The following is a 21,977-nucleotide window of genomic DNA, read 5'->3' on the forward strand; positions in this document are numbered from 1 at the left end:
CTAATTCCCAGAAAACAGGCTAAAATCGCTCAGCTACATATTTGCGCAAGTCAAAACCAATGTCCTGCCTAAAATAGCGGCCCGGCCATTTAATGTGCGTGGCTGCCAGGTTTACTTTCTTCAAGGCTTCTTCCATGTCATTGCCTAAGGCGGTGATGGCAATAACGCGGCCGCCGTCCGTCACCACTTGGCCCTGCTCATTCTTCTTAGTACCGGCATGGAAGCAATAGACGTCCTGTGGCACTTCCTTCTCCAGACCGTGGATTTCCTTGCCTTTCTCATAGTCCTCTGGATAGCCGCCCGACACCAGGAAGATGGTAGTGGCCGAGCGCGGGTCTATCTGCAGGTTGAACTGTCCCAGTTCATGGTCATGCAGGGCTTTGAACAACTCAAACAAATCTGACTGGATGCGGGGCAAGATGGCTTCGGTTTCTGGGTCACCCAGACGTACGTTGTATTCAATCACGTAAGGCTCCTCGTTTACGCTCATCAACCCAATGAACAAGAATCCTGAGTACGGGATGTTCTCAGCTTGTAAGCCCTTTAACGTAGGCTCAATGACGCGCTCACGCACTTTGGTCATGAAGGCGTCATTGGCAAACGGCACCGGGGAGACAGCCCCCATACCACCGGTGTTCAGGCCAGTGTCTCCTTCCCCTATGCGCTTGTAGTCCTTGGCCTCTGGCAACATGACATATTCCTTGCCATCGGTTAGAATGAACGCCGACATCTCAATGCCCTGCAAGAATTCCTCTATTACCACTTTGTTGCCCGCACTGCCAAATTTGCTGTGCAAGAGCATGCCTTTGAGCGTGAAGCTGGCTTCCTCAAAATCCTGTGCAATGACCACGCCTTTTCCCGCGGCCAGCCCATCGGCTTTCAAGACAATGGGATAAGACTGCTGTTGCAGGTAGGCCAGACCCTGGTCAATGGTGTCTGCCGTGAAGGTCTGGTATTGCGCCGTGGGGATGCCGTATTTAAGCAGGAACTGCTTGGAGAAGTCTTTGCTTCCCTCCAGTTGCGCGCCAGCTTTGCACGGGCCCACTACCAGAATATGCTTCAGGTATTCCCGCTCCGCGAAGTAGTCAGAGATGCCGGCTACCAATGGATCTTCGGGACCTACTACCACCATCATGATGTTAAAGTCCGTGGCGAATTTGGCTAGTTCCTCAAAGTTGGAGGTAGAGATGTCTACGTTGGTGGCCATCTGGGCCGTGCCGGCATTACCGGGCGCTACGTAGACTTTATCACAGTAAGGGCTCTGCTGAAGTTTCCAGGCCAAGACGTGCTCGCGGCCGCCGGAACCGATGATGAGGACATTCATATTCTTTTGGTTTGCACCCGGGCGTGGCCGCCCAGATATGGTTCAAAATGAAGCCTTGTCCGTTTTTGGCCTGATTTCTGGGAAACAGGCCAAAAACGAAATGCTCTACAAAGGAAACAAAAAAAGCAGGTGTTGCCACCTGCTTTTTCTTTTTTTCTAACGCATTGCCAATGATTAGTTGGCGTATTTAGAAAGGAACTTGATGCGCATCAAACGCAGGTCGTCCTCGGTGTAATCATCAGTGCCCAGTTCTTTCATTGCCTCAGCCATGTTGTCTGTGGTGGCATGCATAAAGTAGTCCATCACCTCTTGCTGGCGCTCTTGGTCCAATACCCCGTTGATGTAGTAGTCCAGGTTGAGTTTGGTGCCTGAGTAGCAGATGTGCTCAATCTCCTCAATCAGCTCGCCCATGGTAATAGATTTAGAAGAGGCAATCTCCTCCAGGTCCATTTTCTTGTCTATCTGCTGAATCACGTAGATTTTGAGCTTGGACTTGTTCACCGTGGTCTTCACCACCACATCGGCGGCAGTCTCAATCTCGTTTTCTTCTACGTACTTGGTGATAAGCTCTAAGAATGGCTTCCCGAACTTCTGGGCCTTGCCCATACCCACGCCCGCAATGTGCGACAGGTCTTCTTTGTTGGTAGGGTACGTGGTGGCCATCTCTTTGATGGACGGGTCCTGGAACAGCACGTACGGCGGCAGGTTCATCTCCTTGGCCAGCTTCTTACGCAAAGACTTGAGCATGTCAAACAGCACGGTGTCATGCCCGGCCGCAGCCTGAGACTCTACCTTGTCTTCTTCCTGCTGTACCTCTTCCTCAAAGTTATGGTCCTTGGCAAACTTGATAGGGTGCGGCTTCTTCAGGTACTCTCTTCCCTTGTCAGAAATCTTCACCGTCCCGAAGTTCTCAATGTCCTTCTCCAGGTAGTCAAACAACAGGGCCTGGCGCAGCACCGAGTTCCAGTATTGGGCGTCATGCTCCTTGCCAGCGCCGTACACTTCTAGCTGGTCATGGCTGTAGCTTTCCACGTACTGGTCTTTCATGCCCATGAGCACGTGTACCAGGTGGTCCATGGCAAAGCGCTCCTTGGTCTGCTGTACCGTTTTAATGGCCAGAATCAATTCCTTCTCGGCCTCAAACTTCTCCTTGGGGTGCACACAGTTGTCGCAGAAGCCACAGTCCTTGTTGTACATCTCCCCGAAGTAGTGTAACAGCTGTCTTCTTCTGCACACCGCTGAGTCTGCGTAAGAAGCCATCTCTTGCAACAACAGCTTAGAGTTGTCACGCTCGGTGACCGGCTTGTCCTTGCTGAACTTCTCTAGCTTGACGATGTCATCATAGCTGTAGAACATGAGGCAGTTGCCTTCCAGCCCGTCACGTCCCGCACGACCCGTCTCCTGGTAATAGCCTTCAATGGACTTAGGCGTGTCATAATGGATCACAAAGCGAACGTCTGGCTTGTCAATGCCCATACCGAAGGCAATAGTGGCCACAATCACATCGGCATCTTCATTCAAAAATGCATCTTGGTTCGCCATGCGGATGGGAGCGTCCAGCCCGGCGTGGTACGGCAAAGCCTTCACGTCGTTCACGCGCAGTAGTTCGGCAATCTCTTCTACCTTCTTGCGGCTCAGGCAGTAAATGATACCGCTTTTGCCTTTGTTTTTCTTGATGTATTTGATAACCTGCTTTTTGGTCTGGTGCTTAGGGCGCACCTCATAGTACAGGTTGGTTCTGTTAAAGGAAGATTTAAACAGAGAGGCGTCATCCATCTGCAGATTGCGCTGGATGTCTAGCTGCACCTTAGGCGTAGCCGTAGCGGTCAGGGCAATGATGGGCAGGTTGCCTATGCTGTCAATAATGCCTCTGATCTTGCGGTACTCTGGCCTAAAGTCATGGCCCCACTCAGAAATACAGTGCGCCTCGTCAATGGCTACAAACGTAATCTTGGCCTGCTTAAGAAAGTCTAGCGTGTCTTCTTTGGTCAAGGACTCAGGAGCCACGTACAGCAACTTCACAGCGCCACTAATGGTCTCACGCTTGACGCGGTTAATCTCTGCCTTAGAGAGCGTAGAGTTCAGGAACTGTGCGTTCACGCCAAAGGCGTTCAGTTGGTCCACCTGATTCTTCATCAGGGCAATTAAAGGCGAAATGACAATGGCCGTTCCTTCCATGGCCAGCGCCGGCAACTGGTAGCAAAGCGACTTGCCCGCGCCGGTAGGCATGATCACAAACGTGTTCTTGCCCGCCATGATGTTTTCAATAATCGCTTCTTGGTTGCCCCTAAATTGACTATAGCCGAAAACTTCCTTTAATTTGTTTTTTAAAAAATTGTCTTGTTTCACTAACATGTGAGATTCCTGTGTTATAAACAAGGTTCTGGTAAACTGTCTTTTGTTGTCTTGTCTAATACAAATTTAACTTGAATATCACGAAAAATATCAAAAACATCGCAAAAAATGTCCTTCAGGAAGAAGCGGCTGCGGTGTTAAAATTGGCAGACTACATTAATGATGAGTTTGAGGCCTGTGTGCAGGCTATTTTGACCATTAAAGGCCGGGTTGTGGTGACTGGAATAGGAAAAAGCGCCAATATTGCCACCAAAATTGTGGCCACCCTCAACTCTACCGGAACGCCCGCTTTGTTCATGCACGCGGCAGACGCCATTCACGGCGACCTTGGTATGATACAATCTGAGGACTTTGTCATCTGTCTTTCTAAAAGCGGCAACACCCCAGAGATTAAAGTGTTGGTACCGTTGCTTAAGCGCAAGGGCGCCCAGTTGGCAGCCCTGGTGTCTAACACAGATTCTTACCTGGCCCAGCAGGCAGACTTTGTACTCAATGCCACCATTGAGAAAGAAGCCTGTCCCAACAACCTCGCTCCTACCACCAGCACCACCGCGCACCTGGCCTTAGCTGATGCCCTGGCCGTGTGTCTATTAGAGGCCAGAAACTTTAGCAGTGAAGACTTTGGCGCTTTGCACCCGGGCGGCTCTTTGGGCAAACGATTGTACCTGAAAGTAGACGATCTAGTCTTGTTGAATGCGGCCCCCAAAGTAACGGCAGACGCGGCTCTCAAAGAGATCATCATTGAAATCTCCTCCAAGCGCCTGGGCGCTACGGCCGTGGTAGACGCGCAAGGAGAATTGGTGGGCATTATCACAGACGGTGACCTGCGCCGCATGCTTTCCAACCATGACGACCTCAAAGGCATCCATGCCGCAGACATCATGACGCCTTCTCCCCTGACCATTGATGTAGACGCCTACGCCGCCGAAGCCCTGGTCATTATGCAACAAAAAAACATTACGCAGCTCATTGTCACTAAATCTGGTACCTTTGTGGGGTTTGTGCATCTGCACGATTTGCTGAAAGAAGGATTAATTTAGACATGAACGCGAATACCTACGTGGTGATCATGGCCGGCGGCATTGGCAGCCGTTTCTGGCCGTTTAGCCGCATCAATCACCCCAAGCAGTTCCATGACGTGCTGGGCATAGGGGAAAGTCTGTTGCAGTCAACCGTGAAGCGGTTTGAGGGCATCTGCCCCCCTGACCATATTTATGTGGTCACCAATAGAGAGTATGAGACGCTTGTCAAGGAGCACCTACCTTCTTTGAATGAGGAACAGTTGCTGCTAGAGCCTATTGGCCGCAACACCGCTCCCTGCATAGCCTACGCCACCTATAAGATTCTTTCTAAGAACCCTAACGCCAACATAGTGGTGAGCCCGGCAGACCACGTCATCCTGCGCGAGGAGTCTTTCAAGAAATGCATTAATCAAGCTTTAGAGGCCACCGCAGACCAGGAGATTCTGGTAACGCTGGGCATCAAACCCACGCGCCCTGACACCGGCTACGGCTACATCCAATTCTTGGATAGCCAGGAGGCTGAATTAAAGAAGGTAAAGACTTTCACTGAGAAACCGTCTCTGGAGATTGCCCAAATGTTTATTGACAGCGGCGAGTTTGTCTGGAACTCCGGCATTTTCATCTGGAACGTACAGGCCATTGTCCACGCTTTTGAGGAGCACCTAAGCGAGCTGGCCGACACCTTTGAGGAAGGAAAAGCGGTCTTGAACACAGACAAGGAAGAAGCCTTCATCAACAGAGCCTATTCGCATTCCCGCAACATCTCCATTGACTATGGCATCATGGAGAAGGCAGACAACGTGTTTGTGATTGAGGGCGATTTTGGTTGGTCAGACCTAGGCAGCTGGAACTCCTTGTACAGCGTGACGGAGAAGACGTCTGAAGGCAACGTGGTAGACGGCAACATTCTGCTCTATGACGTAAACAACTGCATCATTAAGACCCCAAAAGACCAATTGGTGGTAGTGCAGGGCTTAACCGATTATATCATAGCCGAGCATGACAATGTACTCATGATCTGCCGCCGCGAGGATGAGCAGAAAGTGAAAGACTTTGTCTCAGACGCCAAAGCAAAAAAAGGTAACCAGTACATTTAAGCCGTTTTCAGGCTATTTTCTGGAAAACAGGCCAAAAACGGAACGGCCCGCTATTTCTACAATAGCGGGCCGTTCTGTTTTATATTGCAATAAAGTGATTATGCCTTGCTGCGCTGTCTTAGCGTCTCATACAAGACAATGCCGCTGGCCACAGACACGTTCAGGGACTGGATCTGGCCCGTCATAGGGATTTTCACGCGAACATCGGCGCGCTTTAAGTATTCAGGAGAGATGCCATCCTCTTCACTGCCCATCATGATGGCAAGTGGTCCGGTTAAGTCTACCGAGACGTCGGTCAGTTCTTCTTCGGCTTTCTCTGTACAGGCCACCACGCGTATGCCAGACTCCTTCAAAAAGTGAAGGGTGTCTTTGAGGTTGTTCTCTCTACACACTGCAATCAGGTTCAGGGCGCCGGCAGAGGTCTTCAAAGCGTCTGCGTTTATCTGAGCAGCGCCGCGGCTTGGGATCACAATCGCGTCCACGCCCATACACTCTGCGTTACGGGCAATGGCGCCAAAGTTGCGCACATCCGTGATTCTGTCCAGCACCAACAGCAAGGGGTCTTTGCCTTTCTCAAAGATAGAAGCCACAATCTCATCCAGCGGCAAGTAGGTCACAGATGACAGGAATGCCACAGCGCCCTGGTGGTTCTTGCGCGTTAACTGGTCTAGTTTCTCAATAGGCACAATGGAGATGGGCACGCCCGCGGCTCTGGCCAGTTCACTTATCTCCTGGCTGATGCTGTGGTTGACGCCTTTCTGCAGGTAGATTTTCTCCAGCGTTTTGCCGGCGTTGAGCGCTTCTAAAATGGGACGAAGGCCAAAGACCATCTCCATCTTGTCCACCTTGGGTTGTCTATGGTAATTAGGGCGTCCGCCGCCGTCTCTATCTCTGTAATTTCTGTTCTCCATGCCTCTGTTTTCTTACGGCGGGCCAAAACAACGGCGCGCCAATTAGGGCAAAGGTAGAGGGATTTATCCAGACTTCGGCAAGGAGGCTTTGATGGGAGCGGCAAATTGAAACATCTACTCCATTCTGCATAAGGAGAAGACCCATGCTGGCGCAATCCGTTTTTGGCATGATTTCCAGAAAACAAGCCAAAAACGACTCTCTATCTGCAACCTTCTCCTTACCAGACCAGCTCCAAAAACAAAGAGGCCAACCGTTTCCGGCTGGCCTCTTAAAGTATGAGTCAAGAATGCGTTAGTTCCCCATCTGGCTATAGTAGCGCATAAAGGTCTGTTCTATCTGCGCGGCTTTCTCGTTCATGCCAATCTGTTTGGACACCTGCATCAACTGTTGCAAGATGAACAGGTTGATTCTAATCTCAGAGTCAAACAGCGCCTCTTGGTTGAAGTAATATGCCAAGGCTTGGTCAGAACGTTTGAACATGACGTCTACAATCTCTTGGGCCTTCTTCTGCTCGCCCATTTGGTACAACGGCACCACGTACGGCGGCATGTAGTAGTCATACGGGATGGATTTGTCAGGCAACTGCGCCAGCGAGTGCATTAACACTTTCTTGGCGGTAGCCATGTCATCGTCCTTTAGGTACTCTACTGCCAGTTGGTAGTACTTGTCACGGGCGTTAGCCGGGAAGCGCAGGTAGTTCTCGTCATAGAAAATATCCTCACGGTCCATGTTACGCCAAGAAAACTTGTTCATCATGTTGTCATACATAATGTCTTTGGCAATGTAACCCATGTTCTCTTTGTTAGCACTCTTAACCGGCACCACACGGTAAGCCAGGCCTTCTAACTGCAGGTAGTTGTCCAGACCTACAAAGTCTGAGTTGTCTGCCGTGGTAGAGAAGTAGACAGGGCGCTTCCAGTTGTTGTTGGCAATCAAGTCCAGAATAGCTAAGTGCTTTTTCTCCAGACCGCCTTGGTTGATGGTCCAGGTCATGCGGCTCACAATAGAGTCCTGATAGCCTTTGGCCACGGCGTTGTTGGCAATCACGGCCTGCTTGTCCACGTTCAAGAAGAAGTTCTTAGTAGGGAAAGACAAGTAGGTTTTACCAGAACGGTCGCCAATCTGAAGGGCCTCGTGGTTGGCTTTCACCAGTTCAATGTACTGCTTCAAGTCAATACCGGCGGCCACTTCCGGGCGCTCCATATACGGCAGATAGTCATTGATGCCCTGGCGGTAGTTGGCGTTCTCCAAGCTCATCGGGAACGGCTCAGACTCGTAGGCCTGGCGCTTCATCTGGTCTATGTACCAGTCGGTGTTCATGTAGCTCAACACAGCCACGCGTACGTCTGTCCTGAAGCCTTCCACCTCTTGGGCGTACCACAGCGGGAACGTGTCATTATCCCCATTGGTGAACAAGATGGCATTAGGCGCTACGGAGCTCAACAGGTTTTTAGCCGAATCAACGGAATGGTATCTGTCTGAGCGGTCATGGTCATCCCAGCCTTGGGCCGCCATCACGCCAGGTATTGCCAAACCAATCAAAGTAGCCAAGGCACCGGCGGCCACATCTGCTTTCATCATCTTTCTCAGGAAGTCAGCAATGGCCAACACGCCCAATCCAATCCAAATGCTAAAGGCATAGAACGCCCCTGAGAAGGTATAGTCACGCTCACGCGGTTCAATAGGCGGCTGGTTTAGGTACACCACAATGGCAAGACCTGTGAAGATGAACAGCAAGCCAATGATGAAGGCGTCGCGCTCTTTGCGTCTTATTTGGAAGATAAGTCCTAAGATACCTAAGGCCAAAGGTAACATCAGGAAGTTGTTACGGGCCTTGCTCTCGGCTATGCGCTCAGGCAAACCGTCATTACCTTCCCAAGGCCATAAGACACCAGAGTTCTGGATGTCTCCTTCGCGGCCCACAAAATTCCACCCGAAGTACCGCCAGAACATGTGCCCCATCTGGTATTTGAACAGGAACTCCATGTTGGCGCCAAAGCTAGGCTTCTGACCTTGCCGCACATCGGTCCATTTCTGGTATTGTTGCAAATGGCCCGGGGCGTTGCTGTACAGACGCGGCAACAGCACCTTATCTGCGCTGTTGTACACCGGCTCTACCTTAGGATCTACTTTGATGTAGTTCTCTGGCCCTTTAATGTATTGGTCGGCGCCAATTTCCTGGTCTACCGGCTCTGCGTTAAACTGCGGCCCAATCAACAAAGGACGGTCGCCGTACTGCTCGCGCTTTAAATAAGAAACAAAAGAGACAATGTTCTCAGGGTCATTCTCATCAATAGTGGGGTCATAGCCAGACCGGATAGGAATGATCAGGTAAGAAGAGTAGCCAATCAAGATGTAGACAAAACACACCAAAGCGGTATGTAGGACGCGGTTGCCTTTGCGGGTAGAGAATTTAATAGCCCAAACGATGAGGGCAATAAACAAAGCCACAAAAAAGATCACGCCACTGCCAAACGGCAACCCGAAGCTGTTCACAAAAATCACCTCAAACTTACCAGCAATAGACGGCAAGCCCGGGATAACCCCCACCAGGATGATGCCTAGTACTACCGCGCTCACCAGCATGGTAATGATGGCACCTTTGGTAGAGTATTTCTTTAATCTGAAGAAGAAGATGAACGCCAACGCCGGCAAAGCCACCAAGTTCAACAAATGGACGCCAATGGAAAGACCCACCATGTAGGCAATCAAAATCAGCCACTTGTCGGCGGTAGGTTTGTCGGCGCTGATCTCCCAACGCAACATGGCCCATACCACAAAGGCAGTAAAGAACGCTGACAAGGCATATACCTCGGCCTCTACAGCAGAAAACCAGAAAGAATCTGAGAACGTGAACGCCAAGGCGCCAACGGCCGCACTACCCATGATGGCAATGGTCTGGCCCATGGCAGGCTCAGTAGCATTGTCTTGCACCAATAGCTTGCGCGCCAAGATGGTGATGGTCCAGAACAGGAACAGCACAGTGAACGAGCTGGACAAGGCAGACAGCATGTTCACCCACCAGGCTACCTGTGTAACGTCCCCAAAGGCAAACAAAGAGAAGATGCGTCCCAGCAACAAATAGAAAGGCGCTCCCGGCGGATGGGGAACCAATAACTTATACGAGCAGGCAATAAATTCGCCGGCGTCCCAGAAACTGGCCGTGGGCTCTAGCGTGAGTATGTACACTAGGGTTGCCACCGCGAAAACGAGCCACCCCACCAGATTGTTAATCCGTTTGTATTGAAGCATGATGTGTTATTGATTGAACCCTCGAAATTAGCAATTTTCTGAAAGCCTAACGCGCAGGTAGGCCATTTATTAAAAAAAGAGCCAGCGACTGCTGGCTCTTCTAGTATAGGTTACTCTTAAGAAAGGGCTATTGTAGGATAAGGCGCTTGGTCTCCACCATTTTGTCATTCACTAGCAGGCTGTAGAAATAGATGCCGGCGGGCAGCTCAGACAAATCTACCGGCGGCAAGGCCGTCTGTCCTACCTCATAGGTCCTGATCACTTTGCCAATGGTGTTTGAAATACGCACCTTGTAATTGTCATCACCTACCGGGTTCAAAGAAAAGTTGATGATACCGGTAGAAGGGTTAGGATACGCGCTCAGAGAAGGAATCACCTTATGCTCTTTCATGGCCGCGCTCACTGAACGGCTAATGCCAGATTTATAGGAAGAGGCGTTGCGCACGCTTGGCTTTAACGCCAATGATTTGTTTTTCTTGTTGTTGGTGACGTGCAGAAATGGAGAATATTTCTTCGCGTTGGGGTTATAAGATGGCAGATTCAAAGCCGTAGAAATCCCAAAGTCCATCACCGTTAAGCTAGTACCGCTACGCCATACCATCTGCACTGAATCTGACTTAGAGGCATCTGTAGATCTGGTACCCACCGGCACCACGCCAAAAGCCGCGGCCTGGCTACCAAAAACCAGGCAGAAAGCTAAAAACCCTAAAAGAACGCGAGTAAAAATCTTCATACCATATATGCTTCCAATTCGTTGAGAATACATCCCTGAACAGGTCAAATATACCGCCTATATTGTTAAAAGCAAATGAAAGAAGGCAAAAAACCAAGATTTAACGCCTCCTTAACATAACTCTAACCCATTGCCGCTCAAGCGGTTGTTTTTGGCTTGTTTTCCAGAAATCAGGCTAAAAACGCTTTTCAGAAAAGGTACTTGATCTCCTGGAACTGGAAGAACTTCAATTTCTGTTCCACAATGACGGCCAACCGTCCCACCGCGTCTACGCCGGCAATCTGCCCCATCACCCGCTGGCCCTCCACTTCAAAAGGATGCCACTCCTGGTACCGGAAAAGCTGCTTCAGGAACTCCTGCTTTTGCTGGTCGTGGGCCCCGGCGCGCAAGGCCAGGTAGCGGCGTTCCAGGTTTTGCAACAGTTGGGTGACCATAGTTTGCAAGGAGAATTCTTTACCAGCCAGAAGCGCAAAAGAGGTGGCGCGGTCATGCTGAAAAGTGACTTGGTTTACATTTATGCCAATGCCAATGATGCTGTGTTGCAAGAATCTGCCACTTATGGCGTTTTCTATCAAGATACCTCCTACCTTTAAGTTTTGGTGGTAGAGGTCATTGGGCCACTTGATCTTGGCGCCTTCGGGCAGGTGGGACTTGAGCAGGTCCAAAGCCGCCAAAGACACGGCAATGTTAAGGGCAAACTGTTGGGTAGCCTCCAGAAAGGTGGGCTTGAGCACCAGGGACAACGTGATGTTTTTGTCAGGTTCCACGTCCCAGGTATTGCCACGTTGGCCGCGCCCGCCCGTTTGGGCGCCCGCAATGATGACACAACCGTCTGTGGCGTCATTTTTGTTAACTAGCTCCTGTGCCACAGTATTGGTAGAGGCGCATTCAGGCAAAAACAGCAGTTGTTGCCCTACAAACAGGGTATTCAGCGAAAGATTTTGCAAAGACATTCGTATAATTGAAGATCAAATTTATATTTCCCAGATGAAACAAAACACGATTAAGGATAAATCCGACATATTGGCAGAGCTGGTAGTAAAAGGAATGCAGGAAAGAAAGGCAGCCGATATAGTGGTTTTAAACCTGAAATCCCTTAAGAATGCCGTGGCAGATTATTTCATTATCGCTTCTGCCAGTTCAGATACGCAATTGGACGCCATTGCCACTTCTGTTGAAGACGAAGTATTTAAACTTACCAAAGAGTATCCTTGGCAGAGTGAAGGCCGTACCAACCGTGAGTGGGTGGTATTGGACTACGTAGATGTAGTGGTGCACGTCTTCTTGAAAGACAAACGTAGTTTCTACGCCTTAGAAGAACTCTGGGGTGACGCGGACATCACGCACGTAGCCTCTGAAGAAGGCACCAGTAAGGCAGTGGTCTAAACATATCCCCTCTGCCCGAAGTTTACTTGTTTATTGACGAAAACAATCCATGACTGAAAAACCAGAGAATAAGAATAAAAGACGCAAGATAATCCCTAACACTCCACCCAAGCCCACCATGCAAATGTGGGTATTGGCGGCGTTAGTGCTGTTTATTTTCGGGCTGACGTATTACAACAACCAAAACTCTACCGTTGAGATCAAGCAGTATGCCTTTGAAGACATGCTGGCGGCCCAAGACGTGAAGCGGGTGGCGGTAGTGAACAATAACATGGTAGAGGTGACCTTGAAAGACGAGGCCCTTAATAATGATAAATACAAAGGCCAGTTAGAAAACCGCGGCTCCTTTGCCACTAAAACCGGTCCTCACTACCATTTTGACATCATCTCTGCCGAGAGCTTTAAAGAGGATTTTGACAAAATGCAGGCGGCCACGCCAAGAGAGCAGCGTCTGCCGCTAGAGACAGAAAAGCGCGCGGGCCTGATGGAAATCCTGATGGGCTGGCCGTTCTTTATCCTGTTAATGGTGGGCTTCTGGTTCTTGATGCGCCGCATGGCGGGTGGCGGAGCCGGTGGCCAGATTTTTAACATTGGCAAATCACGCGCTGCCTTGTTTGACGCCGAGAATAAAGTAAAAATCACGTTCAAGGACGTAGCCGGTCTAGAGGAAGCCAAAGAAGAGATTGAAGAGATTGTAGAGTTCCTGAAGAACCCTACCAAGTTCACCATCCTGGGTGGTAAAATCCCGAAAGGTGCTTTGTTGGTAGGTCCTCCGGGTACCGGTAAAACCTTGTTGGCCAAAGCCGTTGCCGGCGAGGCAGACGTTCCTTTTTTCTCTTTGTCAGGCTCTGACTTCGTGGAGATGTTTGTGGGCGTGGGCGCGGCCCGTGTGCGTGACTTGTTCAAGCAGGCCAAAGCAAAGGCGCCGTGTATCATCTTCATTGATGAGATTGACGCCATTGGCCGTAGCCGTAGCCGCGGACAGATGCCCGGTGGGAACGACGAGCGTGAGAACACGTTGAACTCCCTTCTAGTAGAGATGGATGGTTTCGCGACAGATTCTGGCGTGATCATTCTTGCCGCTACCAACCGTCCAGACATTCTGGATTCTGCCTTGTTGCGTCCGGGTCGTTTTGACCGCCAGATCAGCATTGACAAGCCAGACGTAAACGGTCGTACGCAGATCTTCAACGTACATTTAGGTCCTTTGACCCTAGCCGAAGACGTGGATGCCAAGAAATTGGCTGCCCAAACGCCAGGCTTTGCCGGTGCCGAAATTGCCAACGTGTGTAATGAAGCCGCTCTGATTGCCGCCCGCCGTAACAAGAAGGCCATTGAGATGCAAGATTTCAATGACGCCATTGACCGCGTGATTGGTGGTTTGGAGAAGAAAAACAAAATCATCTCTCCAGAAGAGAAGAAGATTGTAGCCTACCATGAAGCAGGTCACGCCATTGCGGGCTGGTTCTTGGAGCACTGTGATCCTTTGGTAAAAGTAAGCATTGTGCCACGTGGTGTAGCCGCTTTAGGCTACGCGCAGTACCTGCCAAAAGAGCAGTTCTTGTATAACACAGAGCAGTTGATTGACGAGATGTGTATGGCCCTGGGCGGACGTGCCGCTGAGCAGATCGTCTTCGGGAAAATCTCAACGGGTGCCTTGAGTGACTTGGAGCGCATTACCAAAATGGCCTACAGCATTGTAACCATGTATGGTATGAATGACCGCATTGGCAACCTGTCTTTCTACGACTCAAAACAGCCAGACAATGCATTCACGAAGCCTTACTCAGAAGCCACCGCAGAGACTATTGACTCTGAAGTGCGCCTGCTGGTGAGTGATGCCTACAACCGCACCATTCAGTTGTTGACTGAGAAGCGTCCTGAGTTGGAGTTGGTAGCGCAAGAGTTGTTGGAGAAAGAGATCATCTTCCAGAATGACCTGGAGCGTCTGGTGGGCAAGCGTCCATTTGAAGGCTTGACGACGTACCAGGCCCATACTGCGGGTACAGACCGCAGTAAAACTCAGAGCGAGTTAGATCCAGAAATAAATACAGTGGCACCAACTGGTGCACAAGAAAATCAGGAAGACACACCTACGGCCGCTGAGCCACAAGGCAGACCTAGCGCAGGTTTAGGAGAAGGTACTACGTTTAATTCTTAGTATCTTTCCGGCAGAACCGGCTTAAAATAGAATTTTCTAATGTACGAAGCGAAATCCAAAGAGATTGTGCTCCGCAAGGTAAGAGAGGCGCTGGCTATGTCAGCGCCTTTTCTGCCTCCCACCCCAGACTTCACCACGTCTGTACACGGCCCCTTGCTGGAAGAATTATCTGTACAGTTTGCAGAGACGTTCATCCGGAACGCAGGCACGTTTGTGTACTGTGAGAACGAGGAAGATTTCTTTGACCAACTCTTTACCTTTAAGCGCGAACGCGGCTTGGACAACCTGTATGTTTGGGAATCTGCGCTTAAAAAGATCCTCCACGCGGCCGGCATCAGTTTTAATGGCTCTGAGGATGATTTCATAGGCAAAGCTCAGGCGGCCTTAACCACCTGTGAGGCCTTGATTACGCGCACGGGAAGTATTTTGGTGTCTTCAGCTACTGGGAGTGGACGCCGTTTGTCTGTTTACCCTGAGATGCATTTGGTGGTGGCCAAGCTATCCCAACTGGTGCCAGAAATCAAAGACGGTTTACGCTTGATGGAAGAAAAGTACGGTAAGCGCATTCCTTCCATGATATCTCTGGTGAGTGGCCCTAGCCGCACCGCCGACATCGAAAAAACTCTAGTCATGGGTGCCCACGGCCCCAAAGAATTAATCCTTTTCCTGATTGATGATTACACCGATTGAGCAACTCCCAGCCGGCAAGAAGATTTACTTCGCGTCTGACTTTCACTTGGGAGTGCCTACCCCGGAGAAGAGTCTGGCTCGGGAGAAGAAGATAGTGCGGTGGCTGGACCAGGTAAAGCAAGACGCCCATGCCATCTACCTGCTAGGTGACATCTTTGACTTCTGGTTTGAGTACCGTCACGCCATTCCTAGAGGATTCATCAGGCTACAAGGCAAACTCGCCGAGATTGCCGACAGCGGTATTCCCATCTATCTGTTCACGGGTAATCATGACATGTGGATGTTTGACTACTTCCCTAAAGAGCTCAACATTCCCATTATCAGAAAGCCCATCTCCACTAAGATAGGCCAGCATACGTTTTTCATTGGCCACGGCGATGGCTTAGGACCCAAAGACCATACCTACAAGGTACTTAAGCGTATTTTTGCCAACCGGGTAAGCCAGTGGCTGTTTGCGCGCATTCATCCCAACATGGGCATTGGTCTGGCTAATTACTGGTCCCGCAAAAGCCGTTTGCAAAACACGGTGCATGATGAGGTGTTCTTAGGTGATGACGAATGGCTGGTACATTACTGTAACCGCGTTGAACAACGCCAGCACCATGACTTTTACGTGTTCGGTCACCGGCACCTTCCGTTAGACTTGCCTATTGGCGAGCACAGTCGCTACCTGAACTTAGGAGAGTGGGTCAATTTTTGCTCCTATGCCGTATATGACGGAGAGCAACTCAGCCTTTTGTATTTTGAAAAAGCAGACGCCTAAACTTTTGTTGGTTTCCTTGCTGTGGGTGTGTCTGGCGTTGTCAGGGCACGCGCAGTCAGGCACGCCTTTAAAAATAGCGTTCACCCTGTCAACTCCCTCTCACTCCTTGCTGTCTCTAGACCGGTTTGACAGAGCCTACCTGGCAGACGCCAAGCAGAACATTCTGCAGTTAGATACATTAGGCAAAGTCATTAACAGGTTTTCCCCAACGGTGCAGGGGCATTTGGCCAGCGTAGAGGCATGGAGCATGGCTAAGATTATAGCCTTTTATGATGACCGACAGCGCATTCAATTGCTGGACCGTTTCCTTACGCCCTTAGGCTTGGCGGACTTACGTGATTACACGGACGGCACGGTAAGAGCCGCCACCCTGGCTGCCGATGACCGGTTGTGGCTCTTTGACGAAAGCACGTTCCGGCTTTTGAAAATTGATACCCGTCTCACGCGCATCACCCATGAAACCGCCCTGGAACTCACCCTCAACCGCCGCCAGCATGACATCCGGTTTTTACGTGAGTACCAAGGAAAATTGTACATGGTAGACCGCCTGTCTGGCATTTATGTCTTTGACAACATGGGCAACTACCAACAGCGCCTCCCTATCACCAACCTCACTTACATTGGCTTTCTGGGCGATGAACTATACTACTTGGCAGAAAACAAACTCCAGTTCCAACACCTGTACACCCTAAAGGAGCGTACTATCACGCTCCCAGAAACAACTGCCCCTTACACCCAAGCCCTAGCCAGCGACAGATTTTTGTACCTGCTTACGCCTAACCAACTCACGGCCTACCGCTGGCGTTAAGGCGTTTTTGGCCTATTTCTCAGAAAACAGCCTAAAAACGGAGTCCAACCCCTCCCCCGTGGAAAGTAGCCTTTAAAGCAGGATTCACATGATAGTTGAAGGATTTTCGGGATTGAGACCAAGCTATGGGATTGGGTTGACCTTTCTGTAGAGACCAGGCACTGCCTTGTCTCCGGCGCCTTGCCATCTTCTACTGGCGTGGACACCACCCCTGGTCCCTCCTAAACTAGGAGGGGAGCTTTTTCATCTGCTGGTGTAAACACCCCCCTTCGCCCCCCTCAAAGGGGGAATCATCTCTTAGTCAGGCGAAGTGGGCACAGACGCTCGCAGGTCCTACGGACGCTACGAGGTCCCTTGAGCAGAAGCAGTCGGTGCATAGGTCATGGCTTTTTTAATCTGTTTTCTGAAAATGGCGTTAAAAACGGCGCCTTTGCCCGTAACGTCGTTCCGCGGAACGACGCTACGATGCGGCCATTGGCCGGTTCCGTGAGCCAATATAAAGCAGACCGTGCCTTGGCACGCATGACTATGCAGCGACAGAGACAAGATTTACCTCCAACCACCAGAATCAAGCAATCAGCCTTAACAGGATTGGGACCGAAAACAGTCTTGGCTCTGAGCGCCTCTGTTGTTTCGTCGCCCGGCAGGGCGGGGCCAAAGGCCCAGAGTACAACAGCAGTGCGAAGGGCCAAGACGAGGCCCCGCGGCCGTGAGCGCTTAGCGGAAAACATGCAACAAGAAAGGTGGTGCGCACCGGAGCCAACGGCAGTGCCAAGGGAACAGCCAAATGCGTGCACCAAAGCATAAGTAAGGGATAATGCAGATGAAGAAGCAGTTCTAGTCGTTGGTGATAACACCAACAACGGCGGGAGGGTTAAGTAAGCTTTCCAAAACAGACGGCATTACTCAGGCATAGCCAAATGCATGCACTATAGAATTGGCAAGGGATAATGCAGCTGGAAAAGTTAACCTAGGTTCGTTGGTGAGAACACCAACCACGGTGGCGATATTACAGCCAAAAAAGTCAACGACAAACCTAAGTTTAAAGACTAAAAATTTGGTTGAACATCAACCCCCGCTTGCGTCCTGAACAACTCCCCTACTCCTTCGCTAAAAACTTCAACCCCAACACACCAGCAATAATCAACCCAATGCACAGCAGCCGCACAAAGTCTCTGGGTTCGCCTAGCAGGACTATGCCCAAAATGGCGGTGCCTACGGCGCCAATGCCGGTCCAGGAGGCATAGGCCGTGCCTAAGGGTAACGTTTTCATGGCTTGCGCCAGCAAGACAAAGCTCAGAATCATCACAAAAACGGTAATGACGCTGGGCCAGAGTTTGGTAAAGCCGTCGCTGTACTTGAGGCCATAGGCCCAGCCAATTTCACAAAGACCGGCTAATACCAGGTAAATCCAAGCGGTGTTCATAGGCACTAGAGATAGAAGGCAAAATACATTTCAAGGGGCAAGATAACCACTTGGGCGTGACTTATGCCGCTCTGGTCAGGAAATGCTTGTGTAGCAACATCTAAAACAGTTACTTGCGTACCTTATTTTTTAGAGCTGTCACCCAAAGAAAGACTTCTGCCTACGCATATGCTGAAAACGGCTTTCTCGTTTTTATTAATTCTGGCCTGCACGGTCACCGGCTGGGCTCAGACAGAGACCCAACCTGCGCAAGCGCCCAAGGTGCTGTTTCAGAGAGACTTGAACCATGGTTTTTATTTTGCCCCGTCCCTGCAACTCACCCGTTTTCAAGGCAACTCTGGCTTTACGGTGGGCGGCAGAGGTGCCTGGCTCCTGAATAGCAAAGTAGGCTTGGGCTTGGCAGGATATGCGCTTACCACGCAGAACAACATAGGCGAAATAGAGGAGACCAACAACGCGTTCCTGCAAATAGGCTATGGCGGGGCGCTGCTGGAGTACATTCCAGAGCCAGATAAGTTGTTTCACCTCGCGTTTCCGTTGATAGTGGGTTTGGGCGGGGCAGCATACACAGACAACTTCTCAGACAACCAGAACACCGGCAACTACAGCTATGAAGTTTACAGCACAGATGCGTTTCTGGTGATTGAACCCGGCGTGACCGCCGAGCTGAACGTAGCCCGGTTCATGCGCCTGGGGCTCACCTTCAGCTACCGGTTTACTCATGGCGTGGCGCTCCCCAAAACTACCGACCAGGACTTGAGCGCCCCCGCGCTTACCCTCACTGCCAAGTTTGGCAGGTTCTGACACTTTTGCAACCCTCGTTTTTAGCGTATTTTCTGGAAAACAGGCCAAAAACGAATCCTTTTTTCTTCTTGATTTTAGCTAGTGAAAGGCTGACTGCCAGCCGCCCCGTATGAAGAAGCCCTTTTACCTGAAGCACAAGAAACTGCTTCGTTACGCCGCCAACACCGGCATTGCTTTTGTTCTGTTCTGGACCTTCTTCTTTATCCATAGAACCGGCTTAAAAGACTTTGTGCCCTCAGACGTCTTCCGGCTCATGTACACCTCTGTGATGGTGAACGTAAGCCTAGAAGGTACCCGCCGCATTGCCAAACGCCTGAGCAAGAAGTATGACTGGCGCGAGTTTGGCCTTAGGCGCTTTGTCTATGAATGGGTGGCCGTGCAGGCGTACATCTTGCTGGTGATGGTCTTGTTTGAAGTGGTGCCCCGCCTTATCCTGGGCCACGTATCCTATAGCTTCTCAGATGCCATGGCGTCCAGAGACATCAAGGCGGCCTTTGTTTTCGGGTCTATCATCTTGCTGTTTGTGCACTTCATCAGGTCTGGTATTTACTTCTACAATCAGTGGCACCGCTACCTGGTACAATCAGAAAAGCTCAAAAAGGAGACTATCAAGGTGCAGTTTGAGTCTTTGAAACAGCAGGTAAACCCGCACTTTTTGTTCAACAGCTTAAATGCCCTTTCCTCGCTCATCTACAAAGACCAGGACTTGGCCGCCAAGTTTGTGGAGCAGTTGTCTAAGGTGTACCGCTACGTGCTGGAGAACAAAGACAAGGAACTGGTGCAACTGCATGTAGAGCTTGACTTCATCTACTCCTACCTGTTCCTGCTCAAGATACGGTTCAGGGAGAACCTGCGCGTGAACATACAGGTACCCGATGAGCTGCTCAACCACATGGTGGCGCCCTTGACCATGCAACTTCTCATGGAAAACGCCATCAAGCACAACATTGTGAGCCGCGACGAGCCCCTGTTCATTGACGTGTTTGTAGAAGGCGACTACATCATCATCAAGAACAACCTGCAGTTACGCGAGAGCCGCGAAGAGTCTACCGGCGTGGGCCTTAAAAACATCATCAACCGTTACAAGTTCATCACAGATAAAAAAGTGGGTGTAGAGGTGACAGATGCCAACTTTATTGCCAAATTACCGCTTCTTACCAACGCCGCCTAAGCGCTTGTTTCATTCTTGTGTTGCCAGCGACCCTAGGAAGCGAACCGTTCTGCTAAAGCATTTTTTAAAGCAAGGTAGCAGGGCTGTGGTGAGACCCAACCGCTCAGGCAAGTTTTTTTTGATGCCTGTCTGCAACGCGAAAAAATAGTGTAAACAAGCTCCTCATGAACATTCTCATCATTGAAGACGAGTACCTGGCCGTAGAAAAGCTAGAAGCCCAACTACACCGGTATGACCCTACCATCCAGATTGTAGGCACCATAGATTCTATTAGAAACGCAGTGAAGTGGTTTGAGACCCACCCGGCCCCAGACCTGGCCTTCTTTGACATTCACCTCTCAGACGGTAACAGTTTTGAGATCTTCCAGAAGGTAGAGGTTAAATGCCCCATCATCTTCACCACGGCTTATGATGAGTATGCCGTCAAAGCGTTTAAGGTGAATAGCATTGACTACCTGCTCAAGCCCATTAGTAATGAGGACCTAGGGGCGGCCATGGACAAGTTCAAGACCTTGCGCCGCCAGCTGGAGCAACCTGCCGCACCCGTACTGGACATGGAGACCGTCATGGCCATGCTCAACCGCGGCAAGGCCCAGGCCGCACCCGTGTACAAAAACCGTTTTCTGGTGAAGAGCGGCCAGAAGATTCGTTCTGTCTCCATTGAAGAGATAGCTTACTTCTACGCCGAGGACAAGATCGTTTTCTTGGTGACCACCGCCGGCCAGCGCTTCATCACAGACTTTACGCTAGACACCCTCCAGGAAATCCTTAACCCCGAGTATTTCAACCGGCTCAACCGGCAGTTCATCTCGCACATCCACGCCATAGACGAGATTCATCCCTACATGAAAGGCCGTCTAAAAGTCTATGTACGTCCCACCACAGACAAGGAAATTATCATTAGCAGCGAACGTGCGCACGCCTTTAAAGAGTGGTTGGGGAAATAGTCGTTTTTGGGCTATTTTCTGGAAATCAGGCGAAAAATGGGAATTAATCAATCTGTCTTCAGGGCTCTCAGATATTTGCCAATTCACCAGGGTTGGTGGTTCGCTTTTTAATAGAAGGCTTTACCATCAGCACTCCCTCCTCTCCCCATTGCATCCAGCTCATGTTCAAGAATATTACCATTTGAGCAAGTTTGAGTGATCTTATCTTTGGAATAACAGGCCAAAATCCTACTTTAGCTTCGCTTATTCATTTTCTCCTTCATCATAAATAGCATCTTTTTCCATTACAGACACGGCCATAGGGTCTAGTCTGTAACGGCCCTATTCCTTAACACTACCAACTCTCCCTTTACTAACAACTAAGAACATGGAGCAAACAATTAAGATTCTCATCTACATCCACGCATTTTTTGGCGGCCTAGGTTTGATCACAGGCTTAATCAGCATCTTCGTTAAAAAAGGTGGGTTGAACCATAAGAAAACGGGCAAAGTTTTCTCCTATTCCATGGTGCTCAGTTCATTGATTTCTCTTTTTGTAGCTAGAATGCCTGGCCATGAGAACCTGTTTTTGTTTCTGATTGGCGTGTTCACCATTTACCTGGTCCTGGCTGGCAACAGAGCCCTCACTCTCAAAAGCAAGATTAAACCAAAGGCAGACAGGGTAGACAAGTCCATCTCAGGAGCCATGCTGTTAGCATCTGTTGCCATGTTGGTGATTGGAGGAATAGGTATGATGCAAAAGGTTGACCAAAGTATTCTATATCTTTTCTTTGGAGGGTTTGGGGCGTTCATGTCTCTTAAAGACTTTCAAACGTTCAGGATCTTCACCCACCAGAAAAACGCTTGGCTCCTTAGTCATTTAGGCCGCATGGTAGGCGCTTTGATTGCCTCTGTCACTGCCTTCTTAGTGGTAGGTATCCATATTGGCACAACCCTGGTTTGGATGATGCCCACTATTTTAGGCACAGCCTTTATCCTGTATTGGAACAGAAAATTCACCAAGGGAAAAATGCTTCAGGTGGCCTAAAGGCTCTACTGCTTTTACTAACTTGGCTTGCAACCGTTTTTGGCCTGTTTTCTGGAAATGAGGCCAAAAACGGTTATTAATTGATATCTTAATTCAATT

18 protein-coding genes are annotated in these 21,977 nt (G+C 50.0%); 11 read left to right on the plus strand and 7 right to left on the minus strand.

Annotation, left to right across the window (positions count from 1 at the left end; translation table 11 throughout):
- Positions 1–19 precede the first annotated feature (19 nt).
- Positions 20–1,324 carry a phosphoribosylamine--glycine ligase gene (purD, locus tag ABD880_RS08495; RefSeq protein WP_345164634.1) on the minus strand — a complete coding sequence of 435 codons (1,305 nt, stop codon included), beginning with the start codon at positions 1,322–1,324 and terminating at the stop codon, positions 20–22.
- Positions 1,325–1,498: 174 nt separating this feature from the next.
- A complete protein-coding gene (recQ, locus tag ABD880_RS08500; protein ID WP_345164636.1) occupies positions 1,499–3,679 on the minus strand; it encodes a DNA helicase RecQ in 2,181 nt (726 codons plus the stop codon).
- A 71-nt stretch (positions 3,680–3,750) separates the two neighbouring features.
- On the opposite strand from recQ, the gene ABD880_RS08505 reads away from it, so the two are divergent.
- Together ABD880_RS08505 and ABD880_RS08510 are read left to right on the plus strand one after the other, a co-directional pair.
- Positions 3,751–4,719, plus strand: coding sequence for a KpsF/GutQ family sugar-phosphate isomerase (locus ABD880_RS08505; RefSeq protein ID WP_345164637.1), 969 nt, complete (start codon positions 3,751–3,753; stop codon positions 4,717–4,719).
- A 2-nt stretch (positions 4,720–4,721) separates the two neighbouring features.
- Positions 4,722–5,798 (plus strand): mannose-1-phosphate guanylyltransferase, encoded by a 1,077-nt coding sequence (locus tag ABD880_RS08510; RefSeq protein WP_345164639.1) that lies wholly within the window; start codon positions 4,722–4,724, stop codon positions 5,796–5,798.
- Positions 5,799–5,896: 98 nt separating this feature from the next.
- Here ABD880_RS08510 and rlmB read toward each other — a convergent pair whose 3' ends face one another.
- The 4 genes from rlmB to ABD880_RS08530 form a co-directional block, all read right to left on the minus strand.
- The gene (gene rlmB / locus ABD880_RS08515) at positions 5,897–6,709 is read right to left on the minus strand and encodes a 23S rRNA (guanosine(2251)-2'-O)-methyltransferase RlmB (RefSeq protein ID WP_345164641.1); all 813 of its coding nucleotides are present in this window, start codon (positions 6,707–6,709) and stop codon (positions 5,897–5,899) included.
- Positions 6,710–7,001: 292 nt separating this feature from the next.
- Entirely contained in the window at positions 7,002–9,962 is a 2,961-nt protein-coding gene (locus ABD880_RS08520) for a glycosyltransferase family 117 protein (RefSeq protein WP_345164643.1), read from the minus strand.
- 127 nt (positions 9,963–10,089) lie between these two features.
- A complete protein-coding gene (locus ABD880_RS08525) occupies positions 10,090–10,695 on the minus strand; it encodes a T9SS type A sorting domain-containing protein (RefSeq protein ID WP_345164644.1) in 606 nt (201 codons plus the stop codon).
- 188 nt (positions 10,696–10,883) lie between these two features.
- The gene (locus ABD880_RS08530) at positions 10,884–11,648 is read right to left on the minus strand and encodes a biotin--[acetyl-CoA-carboxylase] ligase (protein WP_345164645.1); all 765 of its coding nucleotides are present in this window, start codon (positions 11,646–11,648) and stop codon (positions 10,884–10,886) included.
- Positions 11,649–11,682: 34 nt separating this feature from the next.
- On the opposite strand from ABD880_RS08530, the gene rsfS reads away from it, so the two are divergent.
- The 5 genes from rsfS to ABD880_RS08555 are packed head-to-tail and all read left to right on the plus strand — an operon-like array spanning position 11,683 to position 16,503.
- Positions 11,683–12,081, plus strand: coding sequence for a ribosome silencing factor (gene rsfS, locus ABD880_RS08535; RefSeq protein ID WP_345164647.1), 399 nt, complete (start codon positions 11,683–11,685; stop codon positions 12,079–12,081).
- Between the two features lie 49 nt (positions 12,082–12,130).
- Complete coding sequence (gene ftsH, locus ABD880_RS08540) at positions 12,131–14,242, plus strand: ATP-dependent zinc metalloprotease FtsH (protein WP_345164649.1); 2,112 nt, start codon at positions 12,131–12,133, stop codon at positions 14,240–14,242.
- A 39-nt stretch (positions 14,243–14,281) separates the two neighbouring features.
- Positions 14,282–14,932, plus strand: a complete 651-nt coding sequence (locus tag ABD880_RS08545; protein ID WP_345164651.1) for a LutC/YkgG family protein — start codon at positions 14,282–14,284, stop codon at positions 14,930–14,932.
- Positions 14,916–15,695: a UDP-2,3-diacylglucosamine diphosphatase gene (locus tag ABD880_RS08550; RefSeq protein WP_345164652.1), complete on the plus strand. Its 780-nt coding sequence runs from the start codon at positions 14,916–14,918 to the stop codon at positions 15,693–15,695. Before ABD880_RS08545 ends, ABD880_RS08550 begins: the two co-directional genes overlap by 17 nt.
- Complete coding sequence (locus ABD880_RS08555; RefSeq protein ID WP_345164653.1) at positions 15,676–16,503, plus strand: hypothetical protein; 828 nt, start codon at positions 15,676–15,678, stop codon at positions 16,501–16,503. Before ABD880_RS08550 ends, ABD880_RS08555 begins: the two co-directional genes overlap by 20 nt.
- A 1,099-nt stretch (positions 16,504–17,602) precedes the next feature.
- On the opposite strand, the gene sugE is transcribed toward ABD880_RS08555, so the two are convergent.
- A complete protein-coding gene (gene sugE / locus ABD880_RS08560; RefSeq protein ID WP_345164654.1) occupies positions 17,603–17,929 on the minus strand; it encodes a quaternary ammonium compound efflux SMR transporter SugE in 327 nt (108 codons plus the stop codon).
- 168 nt (positions 17,930–18,097) lie between these two features.
- On the opposite strand from sugE, the gene ABD880_RS08565 reads away from it, so the two are divergent.
- The 4 genes from ABD880_RS08565 (at position 18,098) to ABD880_RS08580 (ending at position 21,878) form a co-directional block, all read left to right on the plus strand.
- Complete coding sequence (locus tag ABD880_RS08565) at positions 18,098–18,733, plus strand: hypothetical protein (protein WP_345164655.1); 636 nt, start codon at positions 18,098–18,100, stop codon at positions 18,731–18,733.
- Positions 18,734–18,842: 109 nt separating this feature from the next.
- Complete coding sequence (locus ABD880_RS08570) at positions 18,843–19,904, plus strand: sensor histidine kinase (protein ID WP_345164657.1); 1,062 nt, start codon at positions 18,843–18,845, stop codon at positions 19,902–19,904.
- Positions 19,905–20,068: 164 nt separating this feature from the next.
- Positions 20,069–20,851 (plus strand): LytR/AlgR family response regulator transcription factor, encoded by a 783-nt coding sequence (locus ABD880_RS08575; protein ID WP_345164659.1) that lies wholly within the window; start codon positions 20,069–20,071, stop codon positions 20,849–20,851.
- Between the two features lie 367 nt (positions 20,852–21,218).
- Positions 21,219–21,878, plus strand: coding sequence for a hypothetical protein (locus tag ABD880_RS08580; RefSeq protein ID WP_345164660.1), 660 nt, complete (start codon positions 21,219–21,221; stop codon positions 21,876–21,878).
- Positions 21,879–21,977 lie beyond the last annotated feature (99 nt).

Origin of the sequence: Nibribacter koreensis, assembly GCF_039541795.1 — a bacterium.
GTDB classification, from domain to species: Bacteria; Bacteroidota; Bacteroidia; order Cytophagales; family Hymenobacteraceae; genus Nibribacter; species Nibribacter koreensis.